This window comes from Nodosilinea nodulosa PCC 7104 (assembly GCF_000309385.1).
Lineage (GTDB): Bacteria > Cyanobacteriota > Cyanobacteriia > Phormidesmidales > Phormidesmidaceae > Nodosilinea > Nodosilinea nodulosa.
Genome location: NZ_JH976537.1, coordinates 3,901,200 through 3,920,598 on the forward strand (window position 1 = coordinate 3,901,200; position 19,399 = coordinate 3,920,598).

General features: G+C 57.0%; 20 protein-coding genes. 11 read left to right on the forward strand and 9 right to left on the reverse strand.

What is annotated here, in order from left to right; genetic code table 11:
• Positions 1-195: 195 nt before the first annotated feature.
• The 4 genes from LEPTO7104_RS0118005 to LEPTO7104_RS0118020 all read left to right on the forward strand — a co-directional run bounded on the left by LEPTO7104_RS0118005 (position 196) and on the right by LEPTO7104_RS0118020 (position 2,416).
• Positions 196-984 (forward strand): DUF6602 domain-containing protein, encoded by a 789-nt coding sequence (locus tag LEPTO7104_RS0118005; RefSeq protein ID WP_155523684.1) that lies wholly within the window; start codon positions 196-198, stop codon positions 982-984.
• Between the two features lie 251 nt (positions 985-1,235).
• The gene (locus LEPTO7104_RS0118010; protein WP_017299978.1) at positions 1,236-1,475 is read left to right on the forward strand and encodes a ferritin family protein; all 240 of its coding nucleotides are present in this window, start codon (positions 1,236-1,238) and stop codon (positions 1,473-1,475) included.
• A gap of 34 nt (positions 1,476-1,509) precedes the next feature.
• The gene (locus tag LEPTO7104_RS0118015) at positions 1,510-1,896 is read left to right on the forward strand and encodes a C6orf136 family protein (RefSeq protein WP_017299979.1); all 387 of its coding nucleotides are present in this window, start codon (positions 1,510-1,512) and stop codon (positions 1,894-1,896) included.
• A gap of 106 nt (positions 1,897-2,002) precedes the next feature.
• Positions 2,003-2,416 carry a hypothetical protein gene (locus LEPTO7104_RS0118020; RefSeq protein ID WP_026072828.1) on the forward strand — a complete coding sequence of 138 codons (414 nt, stop codon included), beginning with the start codon at positions 2,003-2,005 and terminating at the stop codon, positions 2,414-2,416.
• 7 nt (positions 2,417-2,423) lie between these two features.
• Here LEPTO7104_RS0118020 and serS read toward each other — a convergent pair whose 3' ends face one another.
• The 4 genes from serS to LEPTO7104_RS0118040 all read right to left on the reverse strand — a co-directional run bounded on the left by serS (position 2,424) and on the right by LEPTO7104_RS0118040 (position 5,032).
• Positions 2,424-3,701, reverse strand: coding sequence for a serine--tRNA ligase (gene serS / locus LEPTO7104_RS0118025; RefSeq protein WP_026072829.1), 1,278 nt, complete (start codon positions 3,699-3,701; stop codon positions 2,424-2,426).
• Between the two features lie 153 nt (positions 3,702-3,854).
• Positions 3,855-4,094 carry a NifU family protein gene (locus LEPTO7104_RS0118030; protein ID WP_017299982.1) on the reverse strand — a complete coding sequence of 80 codons (240 nt, stop codon included), beginning with the start codon at positions 4,092-4,094 and terminating at the stop codon, positions 3,855-3,857.
• A 421-nt stretch (positions 4,095-4,515) separates the two neighbouring features.
• Positions 4,516-4,659 carry a chlorophyll a/b-binding protein gene (locus tag LEPTO7104_RS0118035; protein WP_017299983.1) on the reverse strand — a complete coding sequence of 48 codons (144 nt, stop codon included), beginning with the start codon at positions 4,657-4,659 and terminating at the stop codon, positions 4,516-4,518.
• A 160-nt stretch (positions 4,660-4,819) separates the two neighbouring features.
• Positions 4,820-5,032, reverse strand: coding sequence for a chlorophyll a/b-binding protein (locus tag LEPTO7104_RS0118040; protein ID WP_017299984.1), 213 nt, complete (start codon positions 5,030-5,032; stop codon positions 4,820-4,822).
• A 184-nt stretch (positions 5,033-5,216) separates the two neighbouring features.
• Between LEPTO7104_RS0118040 and LEPTO7104_RS0118045 the strand changes: the two genes are divergently transcribed.
• On the forward strand, positions 5,217-5,981 hold the full coding sequence (locus LEPTO7104_RS0118045; RefSeq protein WP_017299985.1) for an SDR family NAD(P)-dependent oxidoreductase: 765 nt from the start codon (positions 5,217-5,219) through the stop codon (positions 5,979-5,981).
• A 212-nt stretch (positions 5,982-6,193) separates the two neighbouring features.
• Here the strand turns inward: LEPTO7104_RS0118045 and LEPTO7104_RS0118050 are convergent, their stop codons facing one another.
• The 3 genes from LEPTO7104_RS0118050 to LEPTO7104_RS0118065 all read right to left on the reverse strand — a co-directional run bounded on the left by LEPTO7104_RS0118050 (position 6,194) and on the right by LEPTO7104_RS0118065 (position 8,764).
• Positions 6,194-6,619 (reverse strand): CAP domain-containing protein, encoded by a 426-nt coding sequence (locus LEPTO7104_RS0118050; protein WP_017299986.1) that lies wholly within the window; start codon positions 6,617-6,619, stop codon positions 6,194-6,196.
• Positions 6,620-7,092: 473 nt separating this feature from the next.
• Positions 7,093-8,340, reverse strand: a complete 1,248-nt coding sequence (gene codA, locus LEPTO7104_RS0118060; RefSeq protein ID WP_017299988.1) for a cytosine deaminase — start codon at positions 8,338-8,340, stop codon at positions 7,093-7,095.
• Positions 8,341-8,575: 235 nt separating this feature from the next.
• Complete coding sequence (locus LEPTO7104_RS0118065; RefSeq protein WP_017299989.1) at positions 8,576-8,764, reverse strand: hypothetical protein; 189 nt, start codon at positions 8,762-8,764, stop codon at positions 8,576-8,578.
• Between the two features lie 675 nt (positions 8,765-9,439).
• Here LEPTO7104_RS0118065 and LEPTO7104_RS0118075 point away from each other — a divergent pair.
• The gene (locus LEPTO7104_RS0118075) at positions 9,440-10,300 is read left to right on the forward strand and encodes a transglutaminase family protein (RefSeq protein WP_017299991.1); all 861 of its coding nucleotides are present in this window, start codon (positions 9,440-9,442) and stop codon (positions 10,298-10,300) included.
• A gap of 9 nt (positions 10,301-10,309) precedes the next feature.
• Here LEPTO7104_RS0118075 and LEPTO7104_RS0118080 read toward each other — a convergent pair whose 3' ends face one another.
• Positions 10,310-12,184, reverse strand: coding sequence for a protein kinase domain-containing protein (locus LEPTO7104_RS0118080; protein ID WP_225887010.1), 1,875 nt, complete (start codon positions 12,182-12,184; stop codon positions 10,310-10,312).
• Positions 12,185-12,602: 418 nt separating this feature from the next.
• On the opposite strand from LEPTO7104_RS0118080, the gene LEPTO7104_RS34425 reads away from it, so the two are divergent.
• On the forward strand, positions 12,603-14,360 hold the full coding sequence (locus tag LEPTO7104_RS34425; protein WP_196358130.1) for a putative bifunctional diguanylate cyclase/phosphodiesterase: 1,758 nt from the start codon (positions 12,603-12,605) through the stop codon (positions 14,358-14,360).
• A 54-nt stretch (positions 14,361-14,414) separates the two neighbouring features.
• Complete coding sequence (locus tag LEPTO7104_RS0118090; RefSeq protein WP_017299994.1) at positions 14,415-14,786, forward strand: cupin domain-containing protein; 372 nt, start codon at positions 14,415-14,417, stop codon at positions 14,784-14,786.
• 1 nt (position 14,787) lies between these two features.
• Here LEPTO7104_RS0118090 and LEPTO7104_RS34430 read toward each other — a convergent pair whose 3' ends face one another.
• Positions 14,788-14,979, reverse strand: a complete 192-nt coding sequence (locus LEPTO7104_RS34430; protein WP_040695529.1) for a hypothetical protein — start codon at positions 14,977-14,979, stop codon at positions 14,788-14,790.
• 284 nt (positions 14,980-15,263) lie between these two features.
• Between LEPTO7104_RS34430 and LEPTO7104_RS0118100 the strand changes: the two genes are divergently transcribed.
• From LEPTO7104_RS0118100 to LEPTO7104_RS0118110, 3 genes are all read left to right on the forward strand, one after another.
• Positions 15,264-17,234 carry an AMP-binding protein gene (locus tag LEPTO7104_RS0118100; protein WP_040695531.1) on the forward strand — a complete coding sequence of 657 codons (1,971 nt, stop codon included), beginning with the start codon at positions 15,264-15,266 and terminating at the stop codon, positions 17,232-17,234.
• 114 nt (positions 17,235-17,348) lie between these two features.
• Positions 17,349-17,798, forward strand: a complete 450-nt coding sequence (locus LEPTO7104_RS0118105; RefSeq protein WP_017299997.1) for a YlqD family protein — start codon at positions 17,349-17,351, stop codon at positions 17,796-17,798.
• 119 nt (positions 17,799-17,917) lie between these two features.
• Positions 17,918-19,204: a dihydrolipoamide acetyltransferase family protein gene (locus LEPTO7104_RS0118110; RefSeq protein ID WP_017299998.1), complete on the forward strand. Its 1,287-nt coding sequence runs from the start codon at positions 17,918-17,920 to the stop codon at positions 19,202-19,204.
• The last annotated feature ends 195 nt before the right edge of the window (positions 19,205-19,399 follow it).

Genomic DNA, 19,399 nt, shown 5'->3' on the forward strand with positions numbered 1-19,399 from the left:
GGAACGGGGAAGTCATCCTCCCCTCAGAGTGTGAGAATGTTTTTCATGGCGCTCCAGTACCCAGACTGAGACAACGTTTGAGCGTTTAGAAGGACGTCTCCACGTTGGAGCGCGGGATAACTTGAAGCTGTATATCTTCTAATTCAAGAAGTGTAGAGATTCGCTATATGAGATATAGACTTTGGAGGATTATTCATGCCAAACGAGAGATTAGTTCAGCGCTTTTCTATTGTACAAAAGCAATTTCAATTAAAGCTAGAAGAAATTAGATCGACTCATCAACACCAAGGTAATAAAGGATCAAACGTTGAACAGATAATTAGAGATTTTTTGAGAGCTTACTTTCCATTAGATCACAGAATTGGTCAAGGAGAAGTAATAGATAGTGGTGGAGAAATATCAAGCCAACTAGATATAATAATGACTAACTCATATCATCCGTATATTAACGATCTCAGCCAGCCGAGTATTTATTTTATCGAAGGAGTCGCATGTTGTGGTGAAGTGAAAAGTGTTTTGGCCAGCAAAGATATTGAAGCGATTCTAAGTAACTGCTTAAGGTATAAGAAACTAAGCTTGCAATTGTCTAAGGGGATGACCATTCACTCTAACTTGTCAGATATTAAGCGATTTGTTGAGAAGAGGCCGTACTTTCTTTTCGCATTTGAATCTCAAATAAACTTGGACTCAATGCTTAAGAGAATATCAGAGTTTAATAAAAAACACGATTTGGAAGTTTGGCAACAGATCGATGCTGTTTTTCTCTTAGATCGAGGAGAAATAATAAACTTTGGAGATGGAAGAGGAGCCTTCCAGTTTAAGGATTTACAGGGTCAATCTATTGCTGGATTAATCAAGCGTTCTATAGATGAAGAACCTAATCTGCTATTCAGCTTCATGACATGGATGTCAGCAGTCATACCTCGCTTTACCATTTACGACAATATACTAGTGTACTATCTGATGAAAGGGAAAATGGGATGACTAATGAGTTTTATCAGCATGGTGCTTTGAGCTACCTGCACAATGCATAGCAGACTCTAAAGTGATGATGCATTACATTGGCATCATAGACAGATTTGTTAAATTTTATCCATTATGCGGTCAAATGACTTTACGCTGATAACTAGACAAAAAAGGCTTTAGTAAAGATTAAACAAGCTCAAAGACAGCAACCTCACGCCACGCATGGCAGATACTCTGCCACAAGATCTACGCAAAGGAGGCTGAACAAAATGGCAACCCTAACCATCAGCAACGAGCAAGTTATTGAACTTCTCAAGCAGCTTCCCCCTCAGCAGCAGGCGGAATTGTTCAAATATCTAATACTCCAGCAGTGGAGTACCTGGGACTCGCTATCTAGCTACGGAGCTGAGAGAGTCAGAAGAGTCGCCCAAGAGCGTGGCCTTAATTGGGGTGCCATGACCGAAGCAGAGCGCGAAGCTTTTATAAATGACATAGTGAACGAAGACTGATGTAGCCACTGCATTCTCCAGGCGCGCCGCTTCTATGGATATCCTCGAACAACTCCGCCTCGACTACCAGCGCTTCCCCAAAGACCAGAGCTATCAGCTGTACGCCGATGACGTGTACTTCAAAGACCCGCTAAACCAGTTTCGCGGCGTCGATCGCTACCGGCGCATGATTGGCTTCATCGATCGCTGGTTTCAGGAGATAGACTTTCAGCTCCACGCCATAGAGTATGCCAGCCCCACCCAAATCAACACCCGCTGGACCCTAAACTGGGTCGCTCCGGTGCCCTGGCATCCGGCCATGAGCATTCCCGGTCGCAGCGAGCTAGGGCTGGGGGAAGACGGCCAGATTATCTCCCACATCGACTATTGGGACTGCTCCCGTCTGGCGGTGCTGAAGCAGTTGTTTGCGAACCCAGGTTAAACTCATCATCCCCTGCCAAGCAACGCTAGCTTTACCATTGCCCATACAAACGAGACGACGCGCCGATTTACTGCCACAATCGGGGTGAAACCATTGAGGACGGCCTATGAGAATGGTCAAGCAAGCGTTAGCAGGGTTCTTCCTGCTGATTGGGTTGCCGATTACGCTGTGGGCGATCGTAGATATTGTTAACCCTGCCACCGATGCCGAACAGCGCGCGGGCGCAGGCGCAGCGCTGGCATTTTTTGGGTTACCCTCCACGGCCCTGGGCGCCTGGCTGGTTAAAGACCTGCGCCAGAACCAGCAGCAATCGTCTGAGGCATTGCTGCAGCAGCAGGAGCAGCTTTTTTTGAAGATTCTCCATGCCCACGAAGGGAGCCTGACTGTGATTCAGTTTGCCACCGAGACTGAGATGTCTCTGGAAGACTCTAAGGAATTTCTAGACCAAAAAGCTAAATTTCTCAATGCCTCCTTCGATGTGTCAGACACCGGGGCCATTGTGTACCGCTTTCCGATGTAGCAGGTGCCTACAGGTACTCCCGGTTGAGGTAGGGTTGCAGCACCTCGGGCACGCGCACCGAGCCGTTGGCTTCCTGGTAGTTTTCTAGAATAGCGGCCATAGTGCGCCCGATCGCCAGCCCCGAGCCGTTGAGGGTGTGGACGTACTGGGTCCCTTTTTGCCCGGCTTCCTTAAAGCGGATGTTGGCGCGGCGAGCCTGAAAATCTAGACAGTTTGAGCAGCTGGAGATCTCTCGATAGCTGTCGGAGGAGGGCATCCACACTTCTAGATCGTAGGTTTTGCAGCTGGAGAAGCCCAGATCGCCAGTGCAGAGGGCCAGCACCCGGTAGGGCAGCTTCAGCTGCTGCAAAATATCTTCGGCATCACCGACTAGGGCCTCCAGTTCATCAAAGGAATGGTCGGGGTGAACAAACTTGTACATCTCCACTTTGTTGAACTGGTGCAGACGAATGAGGCCCCGCGTATCTTTGCCGTAGCTGCCCGCCTCGCGGCGAAAGCAGGGCGTATAGGCGCAGTAGTGAATGGGCAGCTGGTCGGCACCGAGAATTTCGTCGCGGTGCAGGTTGGTCAGGGGCACCTCGGCGGTGGGGGTGAGCCAGAGGTCGTCGTTGCGGCACTGGAAGCTTTCTTCGGCAAACTTGGGCAGCTGACCCGAAGCGGTAAGCGCCGCCGAGTTAACCAGGTAGGGGGGAATAACTTCGGCATACCCTGCCTTGGTGTGGCGATCGAGCATGAAGGAAATTAGCGCCCGCTCCAGCGCTGCCCCGGCCCCCATCAGCACTACAAAGCGGCTCTGGGCAATTTTTTCGGCGGCGCGCTTAAAGTCCAGAATGCCCAGGGTTTCGCCGATTTCCCAGTGGGGTTTGGCGGGCTGCTGGGGCAGATACTCATCGCCCCAGCGGCGCACCTCGACGTTTTCGGTTTCATCTTTGCCGACTGGGGTTGACTCGCTGGGCAGGTTCGGCAGAGCCAGCAAAATGTCGTCGATCTGGGCCTTTATCTCACGCTCTTGGGGTTCCAGGGTTTGCAGCTCGGCCTTGACCTGGTTGCCCTCGCCTTTGAGGGCGGTGATTTCTGGCCCGTTGGGGGCGGCACCGGCTTTGATGGTCTGGCCGACCTGTTTGCCAATCTCGTTGCTGCGGGCCTGGAGCTGCGATCGCGCCGTCTCAAGCTTGCGCTGCTGCTGGTCTAGCTCTAGCAAAGGCGTCAGATCATAGACCCCTCGCTTCCCCAGGGCCGCCTGTACCCGCTCCGGATTTTCCCGTATCTGCCTTAAGTCGAGCACAGCAATCCCCTAAACGCTACCCACCGAGAAATTAACCCCAAAAACGGGCCAACCCTTCGCCAATAAAATAGGATATCAGCAAAAACAGAAAATCCCCCGGCTGAGGTGCCGCGCACCGTCACCGAGAGATTTGGCCACAGGTCAACAGCCGTCCTAAAAAACTTGCTCGATCTCGGCAATTTCAGGGATAAACTCACGCAGGCGGCGCTCGATGCCCATGCGCAGAGTCATGGCAGAGCTAGGGCAGGAGCCACAGGCCCCCTGAAGGCGAAGTTTTACGACCGGACCGTCAATTTCGACTAGCTCGACATTGCCGCCGTCGGCAAGCAGGTAGGGTCGCAGCTCATCTAAGACCTGCTCCACATTAGGAGGGGTAAGGGCAAGGGTTTCCATAGGTTGTATCTGCCAAACGCATTTGTGAACTATTACCATTCTAGGGGCTGTCATCGATTAGTTGCTGATGGCCCAAAAATCAACGGTTACAGCCCCTAGCCTGTTTTTTGAGTCGGGCGTGACAATGCTGGGGGAATCAGGATTTTAGCCACCATTGAGGGCACGTCCTAGGGATTTTGCCCCCAAATCGAAGCGCCAGATTGAATCGTTTCCACAGGCAGGGAAGCGAACTCCCTAGTTCTATGCCAAAGTCATCCGATGACTCAGATAAACCTCGGCCTGCTCGGCAAGGACTTTGGCTTGGCGGTGGTTGAGTTCATTGGCTCACTTCAATAAACGCCCATCACCCCACAGCAACTAAAAAGGGGGATGAACGATTGCTCACCCCCCTTTCACTATTCAATTGTCTAATGGTAGATGACTACATGATGCCGAGCTGAGACAAAATGCCCTGTCCGGTCAGAAACTCAGTAGCGACACCGATTACAAAGCCCAGCATAGCCAGACGGCCGTTCCAGGTTTCTGCGAAGTTTACGAAGCCGAACTTGTTTTCGTTGGTTTCCATGATGGATATCTCCTAAATGATTAGAGGGGCGAAATCAATATCCTGTTACTTAACGTAACATAGATTTTTTGAGGCGTGGTCCGGAAACAATAACTTTTTTCACTGGTTGCGATTTAATCGCTCAATGTCGCTGTCTTGCAACAGCACCTGCGGCAGTCACCTACAGGTTAGTCAGCCAAGTGACGATGCCATTCCCCGTAGCCGCTTCGAACAGTACAGCAGAAACGAAGCCGATCATGGCTAAGCGACCGTTGAGCTTTTCGGCATAGGTGTTAAAGCCGAACTGCTGGCTGTCATCGACGTAAACCTTGGGTTCGACGGCAAAGTTGTTGAGACGACCGCCATCTTCGGTGGTGTAACCTCTAGTGGTCATAAGCTTTCTCCGTTTCTTCTGCACCTTTATTGTAACGCAATGTAAACAAATATTGCAATACTATTTACATTTTGGATGACATAATCCTCGCTGTAGATTGTCTATGGATGCCCTATCCTCTGCGATTCGGGGGGTGAGCCGGATGGCAATAGTTTGGGCGCTTAACCACTAGCGACAATGGTGTATGACCTTAATCGACTTACGGGGCAGCACGGTATTGGTGACGGGTGGATCGCGGGGCATTGGCGCTGCGATCGCCCGCACTCTCCACGGGGCCGGGGCCGCGATCGCGCTTCACTACAGCCAGGGAGAGGTCGAAGCCCAGCAGATCGCCGCCGAGTTGGGGGGCGATCGCATTCATGTAGTGCAGGCTAATTTGGCCGTGCCGGGAGCGGCCCCTGGGCTGTGGCGGCAGGCCCTGGGCTGGCGAGGGGAGATCAATGCCGTAGTGAACAACGCGGCTACTATGCCTGCCGCCACCATCACCGATGCCTGGGAACTTTGGTCAGCGGCCTGGCAAGACACGCTCCAGGTCAACCTGATTGCCATGGCCGATCTGTGCCGGGAGGCAATTGGCCACTTCCAGGCTCAGGGCGGCGGTGAGATTGTCAACCTAGCCAGTCGGGCCGCGTTTCGGGGGGATGGGCCAGAGTTTATGGCCTACGCCGCCTCTAAGGGAGGGGTAATTGGGCTCACCCGCAGCCTGGCCAAGGGGTTTGCCCAGGATGGGGTGCGGGCCTACGCGATCGCGCCTGGTTTCGTGCGCACCGATCGCATTGAGCAGGTGATGGCGGAAAAGGGGGCCGACTACGTCACCCGCGACATTCCCATGGGTGCCCCGGCAGACCCCCAGGACATTGCTAACCTGGTGGCATTTTTAATCGCGGGCCTGGCTCCCCACGCGACGGGTGCCACCTTTGACATCAATGGCGCGTCTTATTTTCACTAGCTCTGGATGTCGTTGTTTAAGCTCCAGATCTGGTTGACTGACAAAACCCTTGAAACCCTTATACTGCCGTAGGTTGGGTTAGCGTTAGCGTAACCCAACAAAACCGTTGCTGGAGTTGGGTTTTCTCCCCTAGAGACGCTACGCGAACGCTTCGCTCAACACCAACCTACATCAGAACTTTTGTCAGCCAATCAGGCTTCAGATTCAAGCCCTTAAAAAGGCTTTTGCCCCTGGTAGTTGCCAGGCGGTGAATAGCGGCATACCAAGACGTCCTGACCGCTGCCGGTGGCTAAGCCGCAGCCCACCGCTGTAGTGTCTCTCCAAACAATCTGGGTGTAATGCCCCACGTCTGTCCATCTGCCGGTTGTGGAGAGGTTTGGAAAGGCCGCATTCGGAATGAAGTACTCTTTCTCGTCTCCCCAGGAGTTCACCATTTCAGTTAGGGAGTAAGCCCCAGCGGTGCCCTTCCACAGGTTCTCTCCATAGCCATCGGCATTGCTGTGGGCAAAGGTATCTGTAGATGCCAGGTGGTCGGCCCAGGTTTGGGAAGAGGCGGCCAGGCTTTCCGACCACTCCAGCGGTGGTACGCCAACTTCAAAACGGTAAAGATTGTGAGCTTCCAGCAGGGTATCTGGCATGGAGCCACTGGTGGAGCTGCCCCCTGAACTGCCGCCCGGAGTTGGGCTAGGCCCTGGGCTGGAATTTGGGCTGGGCCCTGGGGCCATGCATCCTACCAGAGCAGACAACCCCAGCGCTGACAATCCAACGGTTAAGCCTTGCCATCTCATGGATTTCTTCCCATCACGTATCACCAGCATCCTAATAGCCAAGGCTATTATTCACGTCGAAAAATTTAGAATTCTGCAAAAATCTGCCTTCGAAGAACCCCAAAGTCGTCTCGGCGCGACCACTGGCCTACGGCGATCCGAGAGGGTTTCAAGACTGACTCCCCACCTAGCGCAGCGTCAAACCTAAAAATTAGGGTTCGCGTAGGTTGGGTGGAACGAAGTGAAACCCAATAGCAGCAAGCTTTTGTTGGGTTCTGCTAGCGCTCCACCCAGCCTACAAACTAAAGTTTGACAAAGCTAGGGCCAAAGCTGTTTTGTTCTTCTTACCCCTCGTGCGCATTCTGCCAGGTCACCTCAGCGGGCTGGGTCTGCACCAGCAATTTTCCGCGCGAGAACACGTGGGTCACCGTGGCAGTGCGGCGAATCGCTTCGTAGGGACTGTCGGCATCGAGCACGATTAAATTAGCGGGCTTGCCTACTTCCAGGCCATAGGCGTCTTGAACAGCCAGGGTTTTTGCCCCGTTGGTGGTAATCATGTCGTAGCAGGCGACGATTTCGTCCTGTCCGGTCATCTGGCAGACATGCACCGCCATAGACGCGACATCCAGCATGTTGCCAGAGCCCAGGCTGTACCAGGGGTCCTGCACGCAGTCGTGGCCCAGACTCACGTTCAGCCCCTGCTGCCAGAGTTCTTTGACGCGGGTGACGCCGCGCCGCTTGGGATAGGTGTCGGTGCGCCCCTGGAGGGTGATGTTGATCAACGGGTTGGCGATGAAGTTAATGTCGGCTCGGGACAGCAGCCCCATCAGCTTAAAGGCGTAGGCATTGTTGTAGGAGGCAAACGCGGTGGTATGGCTAGCGGTCACCCGCGATCCCAGGCCCGATCGCACCGCACAGGCGGCTACCACCTCCAAAAACCGCGACTGGTCATCGTCGATTTCGTCGCAGTGGATGTCGATCAGGCGATCGTAGTGCTGGGCCAGCTCAAAAATACGGTGTACCGACTGCACCCCGTCTTCGCGGGTCATTTCGTAGTGGGGAATGCCACCTACCGCGTCGGCCCCCAGTTTCAGGGCTGCTTCCATGAGATCCAGATTGCCGGGGCTGCCGTAGAGTCCGTCCTGGGGAAAGGCCACCACCTGCACAGTGATCCAGTCTTTGACGGTGTCGCGCACCTCTAGCAGCGCTTTGAGAGCGCTCAGGTTAGCCTCGCTGACATCGGCGTGGCTGCGCACAAACAGCACCCCCTGCTGGGCCTGGAGTTTGAGGGTGGCGATCGCCCGCGCCTTGACATCCTCTAGGCTGAGTGACTGCTTGCGATCGCGCCAGATCTCAATGCCCTCAAACAGAGTGCCGCTCTTGTTCCAGCGGGGTTGCCCAGCCGTGAGCGCCGAGTCGAGGTGGATGTGGGATTCCACGAAAGGCGGGCTGACCAGTTTGCCCGCCACGTTAATTTCCCGGGCGGCGGTAGCGGCCAGGCGGGGTTCTATGGCCTCAATTACACCCTCTCCTAGGCCAATATCGACCAGTTCCCCCCCAGGGAGCCGACATTCTCGAAGCATAAGATCCATAGCTAAGCCTGTCCTTGGCGAACCATCCTGCACCGTAGCGCTGGCTTGACTATATCAACTCAGCTAGGGCCAACCCCATAGACAAACCTCCCCGACATTGCCTTGTAGGCCTGCCGGGGAGGTTTAGATTGAGCAAGCCCGGCCTGAGGGAGGAGACCTTGAGGACGCAGGCTTTAGGAACGCAAGAGAGGGCAATGTTTGAGCATAAAAGCTGCAAGTACCGCCGCTGCGGCCCCTAGCAGGCCGATGTGGCAAACAGCCCTGGGGCGTAGGCTTCAATTACTTTGCCCGTACGAGCGCAGGTAATCATCAGATAGTCACAGGCGGCACACTGGGTGCGCACCAGCTGGTCAGGCTCGATGTGATGCCTCTCGGCCAGATGACCGCAGTTTGGACAGTGAACTTGTTGCGAATGACCAATCATTTTTATGACTCCGGCAGCTTTTTGATGGAATAAATCAGAGATATTATCTGTGGGTCTATGGAAACGTTTTAGCCAAAAAGAATCTCGCAATGGTTTACTTCACTGCGAGAGCTATTGATTAAAGTTGCAGATTAAATAACTGCTTTCCCCGTGGCTTTTATTATTACGCTGATTTATGGGAGGTGCAACCTTATTTTATAAATGCTTAACCTTGGGATCATGTGAGGGCGGGTGATCCCCGCCGTTGGATAGAGCAGTCTCAGTGAAATCAACGAGTCATTTATTTCGCCAGATGGAACAGAAGCAGGGCTTTGTTTCACAAAATTAAAATTGATAGAGCTGGATCCTGGCCAGGTTTTTCTGTCATTAACGGATCATCACAGTTGGCAAACTGTTATCTGGAAAACAAAAAATAGCCGAAACATTCTGGAAGCTTTTGGGCTGGGGCTATTTATCAAGAACTGGCAAGAACTGGCCACCCCAGACTGAGGGCAAGGCAAGGCCGTGGAAGCGACGGGCAATTTAGCTACAGGGCTGAGGCCAAGGGTCTGATACCGTTAATTCAACTCAGGAGTATAAATTAAAACTCTCTGGAAGAGGTCAAACGCCCCATTCGATCGCCGGATAGCCCCCCCAGGCTTGATTACACTGCCGCCCGCCAGGTTTTTCAGCTCTATGCGCTATCACATTCGCCATCTCACGACGTATCGCTATCAGCAGCCGGTTACCCTGCGCCAACACGTTGTCCGCCTGCGCCCCCGCAGCGACGGCGCTCAACAGCTGCTGAGCTTTGATCTGGAGGTGATCCCTACCCCCCGACAGCAGTCGGCAATCGCTGATTTAGAGGGCAACAGCGTTCTGGGGCTTTGGTTTGAGTCTAATCCAACCGAGCAGCTGACCCTGGTAGCCACCGCTGAAGTCGAAACCTACCGCTCTAACCCCTTTGACTACCTGGCCGAACCCTGGGCCACAACCCTGCCGGTAGACTATCCGACCACCGTGCGGACGGCGCTGCTCCCCTACCTCAGCTCCGATCGCGATCCTATTGCGGCGGGGGTCATAGACCTGGCCCAGGGGATGGCCCATGGCGCTGACGGCAATGTCGGGTTGTTTTTAACCACCCTGGCGTCTCACATCTATGAAACCTGTGACTACACCACCCGAGACACAGGCGCCCCCTGGCCCGGAGGACTTACCTGGGCCAAAAAGCTGGGCAGCTGCCGCGACTTTGCGGTGCTGTTCATGGAAGCCTGCCGGGCGGTGGGGCTGGCGGCTCGCTTTGTCAGCGGCTACGAAGAGGGCGATCGCACCGTTGTCGAGCGCGACCTGCACGCCTGGGCTGAGGTGTATGTTCCGGGCGGCGGCTGGCGCGGGTTTGATCCCACCCACGGGCTGGCTGTCAGCGATCGCCACATCGCCCTAGTCGCCAGTCCCTTCCCCAGCCAAACGCTGCCCATTCACGGCAGCACCCAGGAGGGCAGCCGGGTCGGCTCCAGCCTGGAAACCGAGGTGCGCATCGACGTACTGGCCGACTGACCCCCTGCCCTAGCGCCCCAGGGTTTGGCGGGCCTTCTGCCGCAGTTCCTTGGCGGGGGCGTAGTCGGGGTTGAGCTGTAGGGCCTTTTCGAGGGCGATGATGGCCTGGTCGTAGCGCTCCAGGGACCAGGTGGCCTCGCCGCGAACGGTCCAGGCCTCAGCTGAGTCGCGGTTGCGCGCGATCGCCTGATCGATGGCGGCAATGGCCTCGGCCGAGCGCCCCAGTTTTTGCAGCACCCGCCCCCGGTCTAGCCAGGCCTCAAACATGGCGGGCATAAGGCGATTGGTGTCTTCGTACAGGGTCAGGGCGGCCAGCAGTTTGCCCTGCTGTTCTTCGGCATTGCCCTTGCTGCGCACTGCCTCGGGGTAATAGGTGCTGTAGGCCAGCGCATCGTCGCAGGCGGCAATGGCTTCGAGGGGGCGCTTGAGCGCAATCAGCGCCTTACAGCGGCCCAGATAGGCCGCCGCGTACTCTGACTGGCTGGCTACGGCGTCGTTGTAGGTGGACAGGGCGTCGGGATAGCGCCCTTTGGCCAGCAGGCGATCGCCCTGGCGAGTCAAGAAGGCCGCCTTTTCCTCGGGGGGCAGCAGCCGGCCCAAATCGGTGGTCAGCGACGGCACCGTCGCCATCTGAAAGGGAATCATATGCCCCGCACCGTTGAGTTCGAAGGCGATCGTTAGACCGCTGCGCCAGAGTACCAGACCAATTGTCAGCGCCCCGAGGCACCCACCGATAACCAGCGATTGGCGGCGGGGATAGCGCCGGAACCCTGGCACGTGAGCATCGGCAATCAGGGGTAGGGTTCCGGCAGCGCTGCCGTTGCCGTTGCCGTAGGCCAGCCCCACGGGAAACAGGGAGGTTGAATCCTGGTCGTCGGCAAAGGCGGTAGGCTCTGAGGTTTCGGTGGGGCCAACGGCGGTGTTGCTGTCCTCGTCGGGAAAGGTTGGTCCTCGACCGTTGGCTCCCTTCATCCAGGTCTGATAGATTTGGGTGCCGACCAGCCCGTGCAGGGGGTTGGGCAAGTTTTGCAGGGCCTCTAGGGCTTCCTGGGCGGTGGGATAGCGATCGCGGAAGTCGTAGCGCACCATTTTGTCGAGCACGGCCACCAGCGACGACGACACCATCGGAGCATACTGCCGCCAGTCTAGTTCGCTGGTCACCGGGTCTTCTTCGATCTTCTGGGGGTGCAGGCCCGTCAGCGCCCGAATGCCGAGGATGCCGACCGCGTAAACATCGCTGCTAAAGCGAGGCTTGCCGGCATATTGCTCGTTGGGCATATAGCCATGGGTACCAATGGCCACGGTAATGTTGGTGGCTCCGGTTTCGGCATCGAGCAGGGGAGAGGACGTCACCTGCTTGACCGCCCCAAAATCAATCAGCACCAGCTTGCCGTCGCGGTGGCGGCGAATCAGGTTCGAGGGCTTGATGTCGCGGTGAATCACCTGCTGGCGGTGCACAAAGGACAGTATCTCCAGCACCTCTTGCAGCAGCAGCACCACCCGAGTCTCGGACCAGGGTTTGCCCTCCTCAATCTGGCGGTTGAGGCGGCTGCCCTCTATATATTCCTGGGCCAGATAAAACTCCTGATCTTCCTCAAAGTGGGCCATGAGGGCAGGAATTTGGGGATGGTTGCCCAGCTGATACAGCACTCGCGCCTCGGTATCGAAGAGGCGGCGGGCCATATCCAGGGTGCCGGTGTCCTTGTCCTGCACCTTGAGCTGCTTGATCACGCAGCGGGGATGGTTGGGCAGGTGTAAATCGGTCACTAGAAAAGTGCGGCTGAACCCTCCCGACCCCAGCCGCCGGACAACCTGGTACCGACCCCCTAGTAGTGTTTGCTCCATGCTGCCCAAAATGCCTTCGTCAGCCTGGTGTTGAACCACGGACTCAATCAACTCGTCGCAGCGCTGTGGAGACGACCTGTTTGCGGCCCCATACGTCCTAAACTATGCTCAAACCAGTATTCCAACAGGGCTTTGCCCCTGGCTTCTAAATCCGTCTGTATGACTCAACTCGCAACCCTGATCTACCAGCTTTAGTGTAGGCCCTGAGGGGCGGCCCTGAACCACCGCCACCGGGTAACTTCCTGACGGCTCACATGTCCTTTACAGCACTTTATCTTAAGTTGCTAAAGTCGAGATTTAAAGCCGTGCCCCAGTGGCTACTGCCCCCCCGGAGCCCGTTTCCCAGCCGTCAGCTAAGGTGCCACTCAGCTGGCATTTTGGGCAAGCTAAACCTATCGACTGCGAACCGCGATCGCCCAAGTCTATGCCGGGCCGTACCATTTTTCCCCTAGGCTCTATGTCACAGCCCCCCTGCCCCGATGCCAAGATAGATGCCGAGCTATACCTCGCCGCCCTGAACCACCTACCGGACGCGGTGATTGTAGTGGATGCGGCAGGGGCGCTCCTGTTTACGAACACCGCCGCTGAAGCGCTGCTACCGGGGGGAATAGCGGGCCTAGGGGGCCAGGGCAAGTCGTCGGCGTACCAGGTGCTGGATTGCCAGCACCGCCCCCTTGCCGCCGCTGATCTTCCCCTGGGCCGCGTGCTGGGGGGCCAGCATGTGCAAGCCGAAGAACTTGTGCTGGTGATCAGTTCGCCGCCCTGCACCCGCTGGGTGACGGTGACGGGAGAGCCGCTGTCGACGGTGGGGGGAGCCGCCGCGCTGCTCACCCTGCGAGACATTTCTGGGGCCAAACAGCATGAGGACAGCCTGCTCAAGCAGGCGTTTCACGATCTCCTCACCGGGTTGCCCAACCGCTATCTGCTCATGGATCGCCTTAGCTATGCCCTGGCCCGCGCCCAGGACCACCCCCAGGTCTCCATGGCGCTGCTCCTGATCGATCTCGATCGGTTTAAGGCCATTAACGACAACCTGGGCCACCAGGCGGGCGACAATTTGCTGGTTGAAGTCGGCACCCGGCTGCGATCGCAGCTGTGCCCCAACACCACCCTGGCTCGCCTCGGCGGGGACGAGTTTGCGATCCTGCTGGAGGACGTTGCCAGCAGCAGCGCCGCCGTTGATCTGGCCGAGCAGATTCACGCCGCGATCGCCCAACCGTTCTTTCTCAACCACCAGGAGGTGTACCTAGATGCCAGTATCGGCATTGCCCTCGGCCCCGCCGCCTACGAAAGCGCTGGCGACTGGCTGCGCGATGCCGACATCGCCCTGTGTCAGATCAAAAGTAACCCTGACCAAGCTTGGCACGTCTTCGATAGCTCGCTTCAGGTGCAGCAAGACCTCCGCTTGCAAACCGAGATAGACCTGCGCCAGGCCCTGATCTGCAACGAACTGCGGCTGCATTACCAGCCCATTGTCACCCTCAACAACGAAGAGATTTGCGGCTTTGAGGCGTTGGTGCGGTGGCAGCACCCCACCCGAGGGCTACTCATGCCGGGAGAATTTATCCACATTGCCGAGGCGACCGGGCTTATTATTCCCCTGGGCTGGTGGGTGCTGGCCGAAGCCTGCCGCCAGATGCACCTGTGGACCACAGAATTTCCGGCCATGGCCAACTTTACGGTCAGCGTCAATATGTCGAGTAAGCAGTTCTCCCAGCCGAACCTGGTGGAGAGAATTCAGGAAATTTTGGCCGAAACAGGGTTTACCGCCAATCGGCTCAAAATTGAAATCACCGAAGGCGTACTCATTGACCATTCCGACAGCATTATCGCCACCCTGGCGCAGATTAAAGCGCTGGGCATTAAGCTGCTGGTGGACGACTTTGGCACAGGCTACTCCTCCCTGAGCTACCTGCATCGCTTTCCCTTTGATTGCTTGAAGATTGACCGTTCATTTATCGAAAATGCCGATCAAGACTTTGAAAAGCTAGAGATTTTGCAGTCGGTGGTCCGCCTAGCCTGGAATCTGGGCCTAGATGTGGTCGCCGAAGGGGTTGAAACCTCCCGCCACCACGCCCAGCTCAAGGCCCTGCGGTGCGAACTGGGCCAGGGCTTTCTGTTTTCTCGGCCGCTGTCGCCCGCTGCCATTGAGGCTATGATGGCGAAAAAAAACGCCAGCTCCCTCGACCCGACCGCAGAACCTCCCTCCGCCTAGCTCGGCCCGCAGGGTCTGGGACGTTCTGATGACGCTCTGTCGTGCCAACTCACTATGCTAATCCGTAAATTGCTTGACTGCCCTGAGTTTATTGCTGGTGACGGCACCCAGCTGCGCGAGCTGCTGCATCCCGACCGGCAGGCCGTTTCCCTGCGCTACAGTCTGGCGCACGCAGTGGTGCCAGTAGGCCAGGTGTCGGTCCCCCACGCGCTTACTACCTCCGAGGTGTACTACATTTTGTCCGGACAGGGGGAAATGCACATCAATGACGAAATTAGCCCGGTTGAGCCAGGCGATGCAGTTTACATCCCGCCCCAGGCGCGCCAGTACATTCGCAACACAGGGGACCAGCCGCTGGTGTTTATTTGTCTGGTCGATCCCGCCTGGCGTCAGGCGGATGAGACCGTTTTCAAGGCGTCTGACTAGCCTAGCGCTTTGGTACCCACGGCAGAGTGACCCAAAAGGCATGCCAGAAGGCCCTGATCTGCTGCCCAAGGGTGCGGCGGGGGCGCAGACTACAGCGCTTGAGCTGGCGCAGCAGCTGATCTAGCGCCGCGTCTCCCTGGGCCAGCTGAGCGGCCAAACAGTGGGGCTTGTGGTGGCAAGAGGTGCATAACATGGGGCGTTGGGCCTGACTAGGCCCGAAGACAGAACGGGGGACGGTTGAGCAGGTGGGCATGAATTCCCTGACCTTCTAATATTTTGCTTTGCCAAAAATAAAAGCTGCTCACGTTGAACTGAATACATTCTGAAGGTTTGCGATCGCCCCTGCGGGCATCCTCCAGCCAGTTCAATTTCTGGAAGGATGTCTGTTAAGCCCGATCGGCTTTAGGGCTAGGTTGAGGCCAGGCTGCGGTAGGATGACCGCAAGCTTTTTTAAATTAAATTTTTTGGGTGGCCGGTATGCCTGTATCGACAACTGCGTTGCAAGAGGTGCGTCAGCGCGATCGCGCCTGCCTAGAGGCCAACAATCCCTACAAACAGCTCCAGGCTCTCCACGAAATTTGGCCGATGGTGGCCGAGCAATACGGCGATACCTTGGCTCTCCACGACCCTCACTACAAGCCTGCCACTACCCTTACCTATCGGCAGCTGGCGGCGGCCATCCGCACCTTTGCCAGAGGTTTACAGGCTCTGGGCGTTGAAAATCGCACCCACGTGGCGCTGTTTGCCGACAACAGCCACCGCTGGTTTATTGCCGACCAGGGCATTATGACCGCCGGGGGCATGAACGCCGTGCGCAGCGCCACCGCCGAAAAAGAAGAGCTGCTCTACATCGCGGGGCACAGCGAGAGCACCGTGCTTATCGTGGAGACCGCGGCGCTGCTGAAGCTGCTGCGGGACCGGCTCGATGCCCTACCGATCAGCCTGGTCATTTTGCTGTCGGACGAAGAACCACCGGCTGACGATCGCCTCAAAATTCTCAACTTTGGCCAGCTCATGGCCCTGGGGCAAGATCGCCCCTACACCCCAGTCGCCATCCAGCCCGAAGACCTGGCCACGCTGATCTACACCTCCGGCACCACCGGGCAGCCCAAGGGGGTAATGCTCAGCCACCGCAACCTGCTGCACCAGATCAACACCCTGGAGTCGGTGGTGCAGCCCGAACCCGGTGACCAGGTGATCGGCATTTTGCCGTCGTGGCACAGCTTTGAGCGCACCGCCGAGTATTTTTTGCTGTCCCGCGGCTGCACCCAGACCTATACCAACATTCGCCACCTCAAAACCGATCTCAAAACGGTCAAACCCCAGTACATGGTGGGGGTGCCCCGCCTGTGGGAGTCGATCTACGAAGGAGCGCAGAAGCAGTTCCGCGAGCAAAGCCCCGGCAAGCAAAAGCTCATCTTCACCTGCTTTGGCCTCAGTCAGCGCTATGTCGAAAACCTCTGGCGCTACCAGGACATGAAACTTGACGAGCCCCACCTGACCACCCTGAGACGATTGGGGTCTGGTCTGGTAGCGCTGGTGCTGTGGCCCCTGCACCAGCTGGGCAAAGCGCTGGTCTACGGCAAGGTGCGGGAGGCCACTGGCGGTCGGGTAAAGCAGCTGATTAGCGGCGGTGGCTCCCTGGCCCGCCACATCGATATTTTTTTTGAGATCATCGGCGTGCCCCTGCTGGTGGGCTACGGTCTGACCGAAACGGCGCCGGTGCTCTCGGCCCGCCGCCCGTGGCGCAACCTGCGGGGAGCCGCCGGGCAGCCAATTCCGTTTACGGAAATTAAGATTGTAGATCTCGAAACGCGCCAAGAACTCCCCCAGGGAGGCCAAGGCCTGGTGCTGGCGAGGGGGCCGCAAATTATGGAGGGGTACTACCGCAACCCCGAGGCCACCCGCAAAGCCATTGACCCCGAGGGCTGGTTTGACACGGGCGATCTAGGCTGGATGAGCCGCGACGGCAACCTGGTGCTCACCGGGCGGGCCAAGGACACCATCGTGCTGACCAACGGCGAAAACATTGAGCCGCAGCCGATCGAAGACGCCTGCATTCGCAGCAAGTACATCGATCAGATCATGCTGGTGGGCCAGGATCAGCGATCGCTGGGCGCGCTGATCGTTCCCAACCTGGAGGCGCTACAGGCCTGGGCCGCCGCTCAGGCACTCTTTGTGGCCGCCCCTGGGGATGACACCCCCGCCCCCGCCGACTGCACCGCCATTACCCTCGACGACGAGCGGGTGCAAAAGCTGTTTCGCGATGAACTCAGCCGCGAGGTCAAAGATCGTCCCGGCTATCGCCCCGACGATCGGGTTGGCCCCTTTCGTCTCATCCTGGAGCCGTTTGCCATTGAAAACGGCCTGCTGACCCAAACCCTAAAAGTGCGCCGCCCCGTGGTTACGGCTCGGTATCGCGATATGATTGACGCGATGTTTGTGTAGCTGCGGGGCGTGTAAAGACTTCACTAACCTGCGGCGGCGCGCTGAAGAAGAGTCCGGCCACAGGCCCCAGGGGCCGTAGTCGGTATTGGTAATTTCTTTACTAAGTCGAAGATTATGGATGAGAATCAGTCGTTGCTGCTCAAGCGGGTAGTCAACATTAAGGCCATTGTGACTCCCCTTTGGAAAGAAGAGGCCCAGAAACAGCTGCAAGCCCAGATCAATCAAGTCGACGGTCGCCTGCAACAGCTCGAAATGCAGGGCCAGCGCATGGTAGCCGAACTGCAAAAGCAGGCCGAAACCCAGCCCGCCAGCCCCGCCATTCAGCAGCAGATGGGCAATATTCAAAACCAGCTCAACCAAGACAAAAGCAAGCTGCTCCAGCAAAAAAACCAAAGTCTTCAACAGCTTCAGGAAGTGCAGACCCTGGCGATCGATGCCGAAGTTGAGCAGGGCAAAGTCGAGAGCTTCTTCAACGTGTCGGTGGGCGACAATCTGGTGCGCAAGCTCCAGGTCGAAATTTTAATTAAAGACGGCGTGATTCAAGAAATTCGCGGCGAACTCTAAGCCCAGGACGTTCGCAGGTTTTAAGGTTCCACGTTCTGAGGGTTCAGCCTTGGGGATAGAATAAACCCTTGGCATCTCTGCTGCTCTGTTGTTTTTGCCCTGTTTCGGAAGCCACCTCCATGATTCGCGAAGTTTTCATGCCCGCCCTGAGCTCGACCATGACCGAAGGCAAGATTGTGTCTTGGGTCAAAGCCCCCGGTGACAGGGTGGAAAAGGGTGAAACCGTGGTGATTGTCGAGTCTGATAAGGCCGATATGGATGTGGAATCCTTCCACGAGGGCATTTTGGCGGCCATTGTCGTAGAAGCAGGCGGTACGGCCCCGGTGGGAGAGGCGATCGCTCTCCTCGCCGAAACGGAGGCTGAAGTAGAAGCGGCCAAGCAGCAGGCGGCGGCCAAAGCCGGTTCCGCTTCTCCATCGGCGGAACCGGCTACTGCCACTCCGGCCCCCGTGGCTGTGGTTGAAGCGCCCACCCCCGCCACCCAAAACGGCGCCGCTGCGGCTAGCAGCGGTCGAGTGGTGATCTCCCCCCGCGCCCGCAAATTGGCCAAGGATCTCAAAGTAGATCTGGCCGGCCTCCAGGGCAGCGGCCCCCACGGCCGTATTGTGGCCCAGGATGTCGAACTGGCGGCGGGCAAAACCCCCACTCCCGCAGGTCCGGTAGCCACTCCCCTAGCCGCTGTAGCCCCCTCTATTTCTGCTGCTTCTGCCCCGGCTCCCAGCTCCGCCCCCCTGGGCCAAGTGGTGCCTTTCAACACCCTCCAGCAGGCCGTGGTGCGCAACATGGTCGCTAGCCTGGCGGTGCCGACGTTCCACGTGGGCTACACCATTACCACCGACAACCTTGACGCCCTCTACAAGCAGATTAAATCTAAGGGGGTGACCATGACCGGGCTGCTGGCCAAGGCTGTGGCCGTGACGCTGCAAAAGAATCCCCTACTCAACGCGGCCTACACCGACCAAGGCATTCAGTACAGATCCGGTATCAATGTTGCGGTCGCTGTAGCCATGGAGGGGGGGGGACTGATTACCCCGGTCCTCAAAAATGCCGATCAGTACGATATTTACTCCCTCTCCCGTACCTGGCGCGACCTGGTGGAGCGATCGCGCTCCAAGCAGCTTCAGCCTGATGAGTATAGCTCGGGCACCTTTACCCTGTCGAACCTGGGCATGTTTGGGGTCGATCGCTTTGACGCTATCCTACCGCCGGGACAGGGATCCATCCTGGCGATCGGGGCCTCCCGTCCCACCGTAGCGGCAACGGCTGACGGTCTGATGGGCATCAAGCGGCAGATGCAGGTCAACATTACCTGCGATCACCGCGTGATTTACGGGGCCGATGCCGCCGCCTTCTTGAAAGACCTGGCCAACATGATCGAAAATAATCCCCAGTCCTTGACCCTGTAGCCCGATCACCTTCTACGGCCCGGGCTCAGCTGCCGCAGCTATGGACGATTAGGGCTGAGGCTATCTCCAGCCCGCCTCTGTCGCCAGACTCCTCCAGTCTCTTTAGAGAAGGGCAACGGATGGCTGGTGTAGCCCCAATACTGAGGGGTTTTGTCCCCAGCTTAACTACGGCTTGATATTCTGAAGGCATCTTGC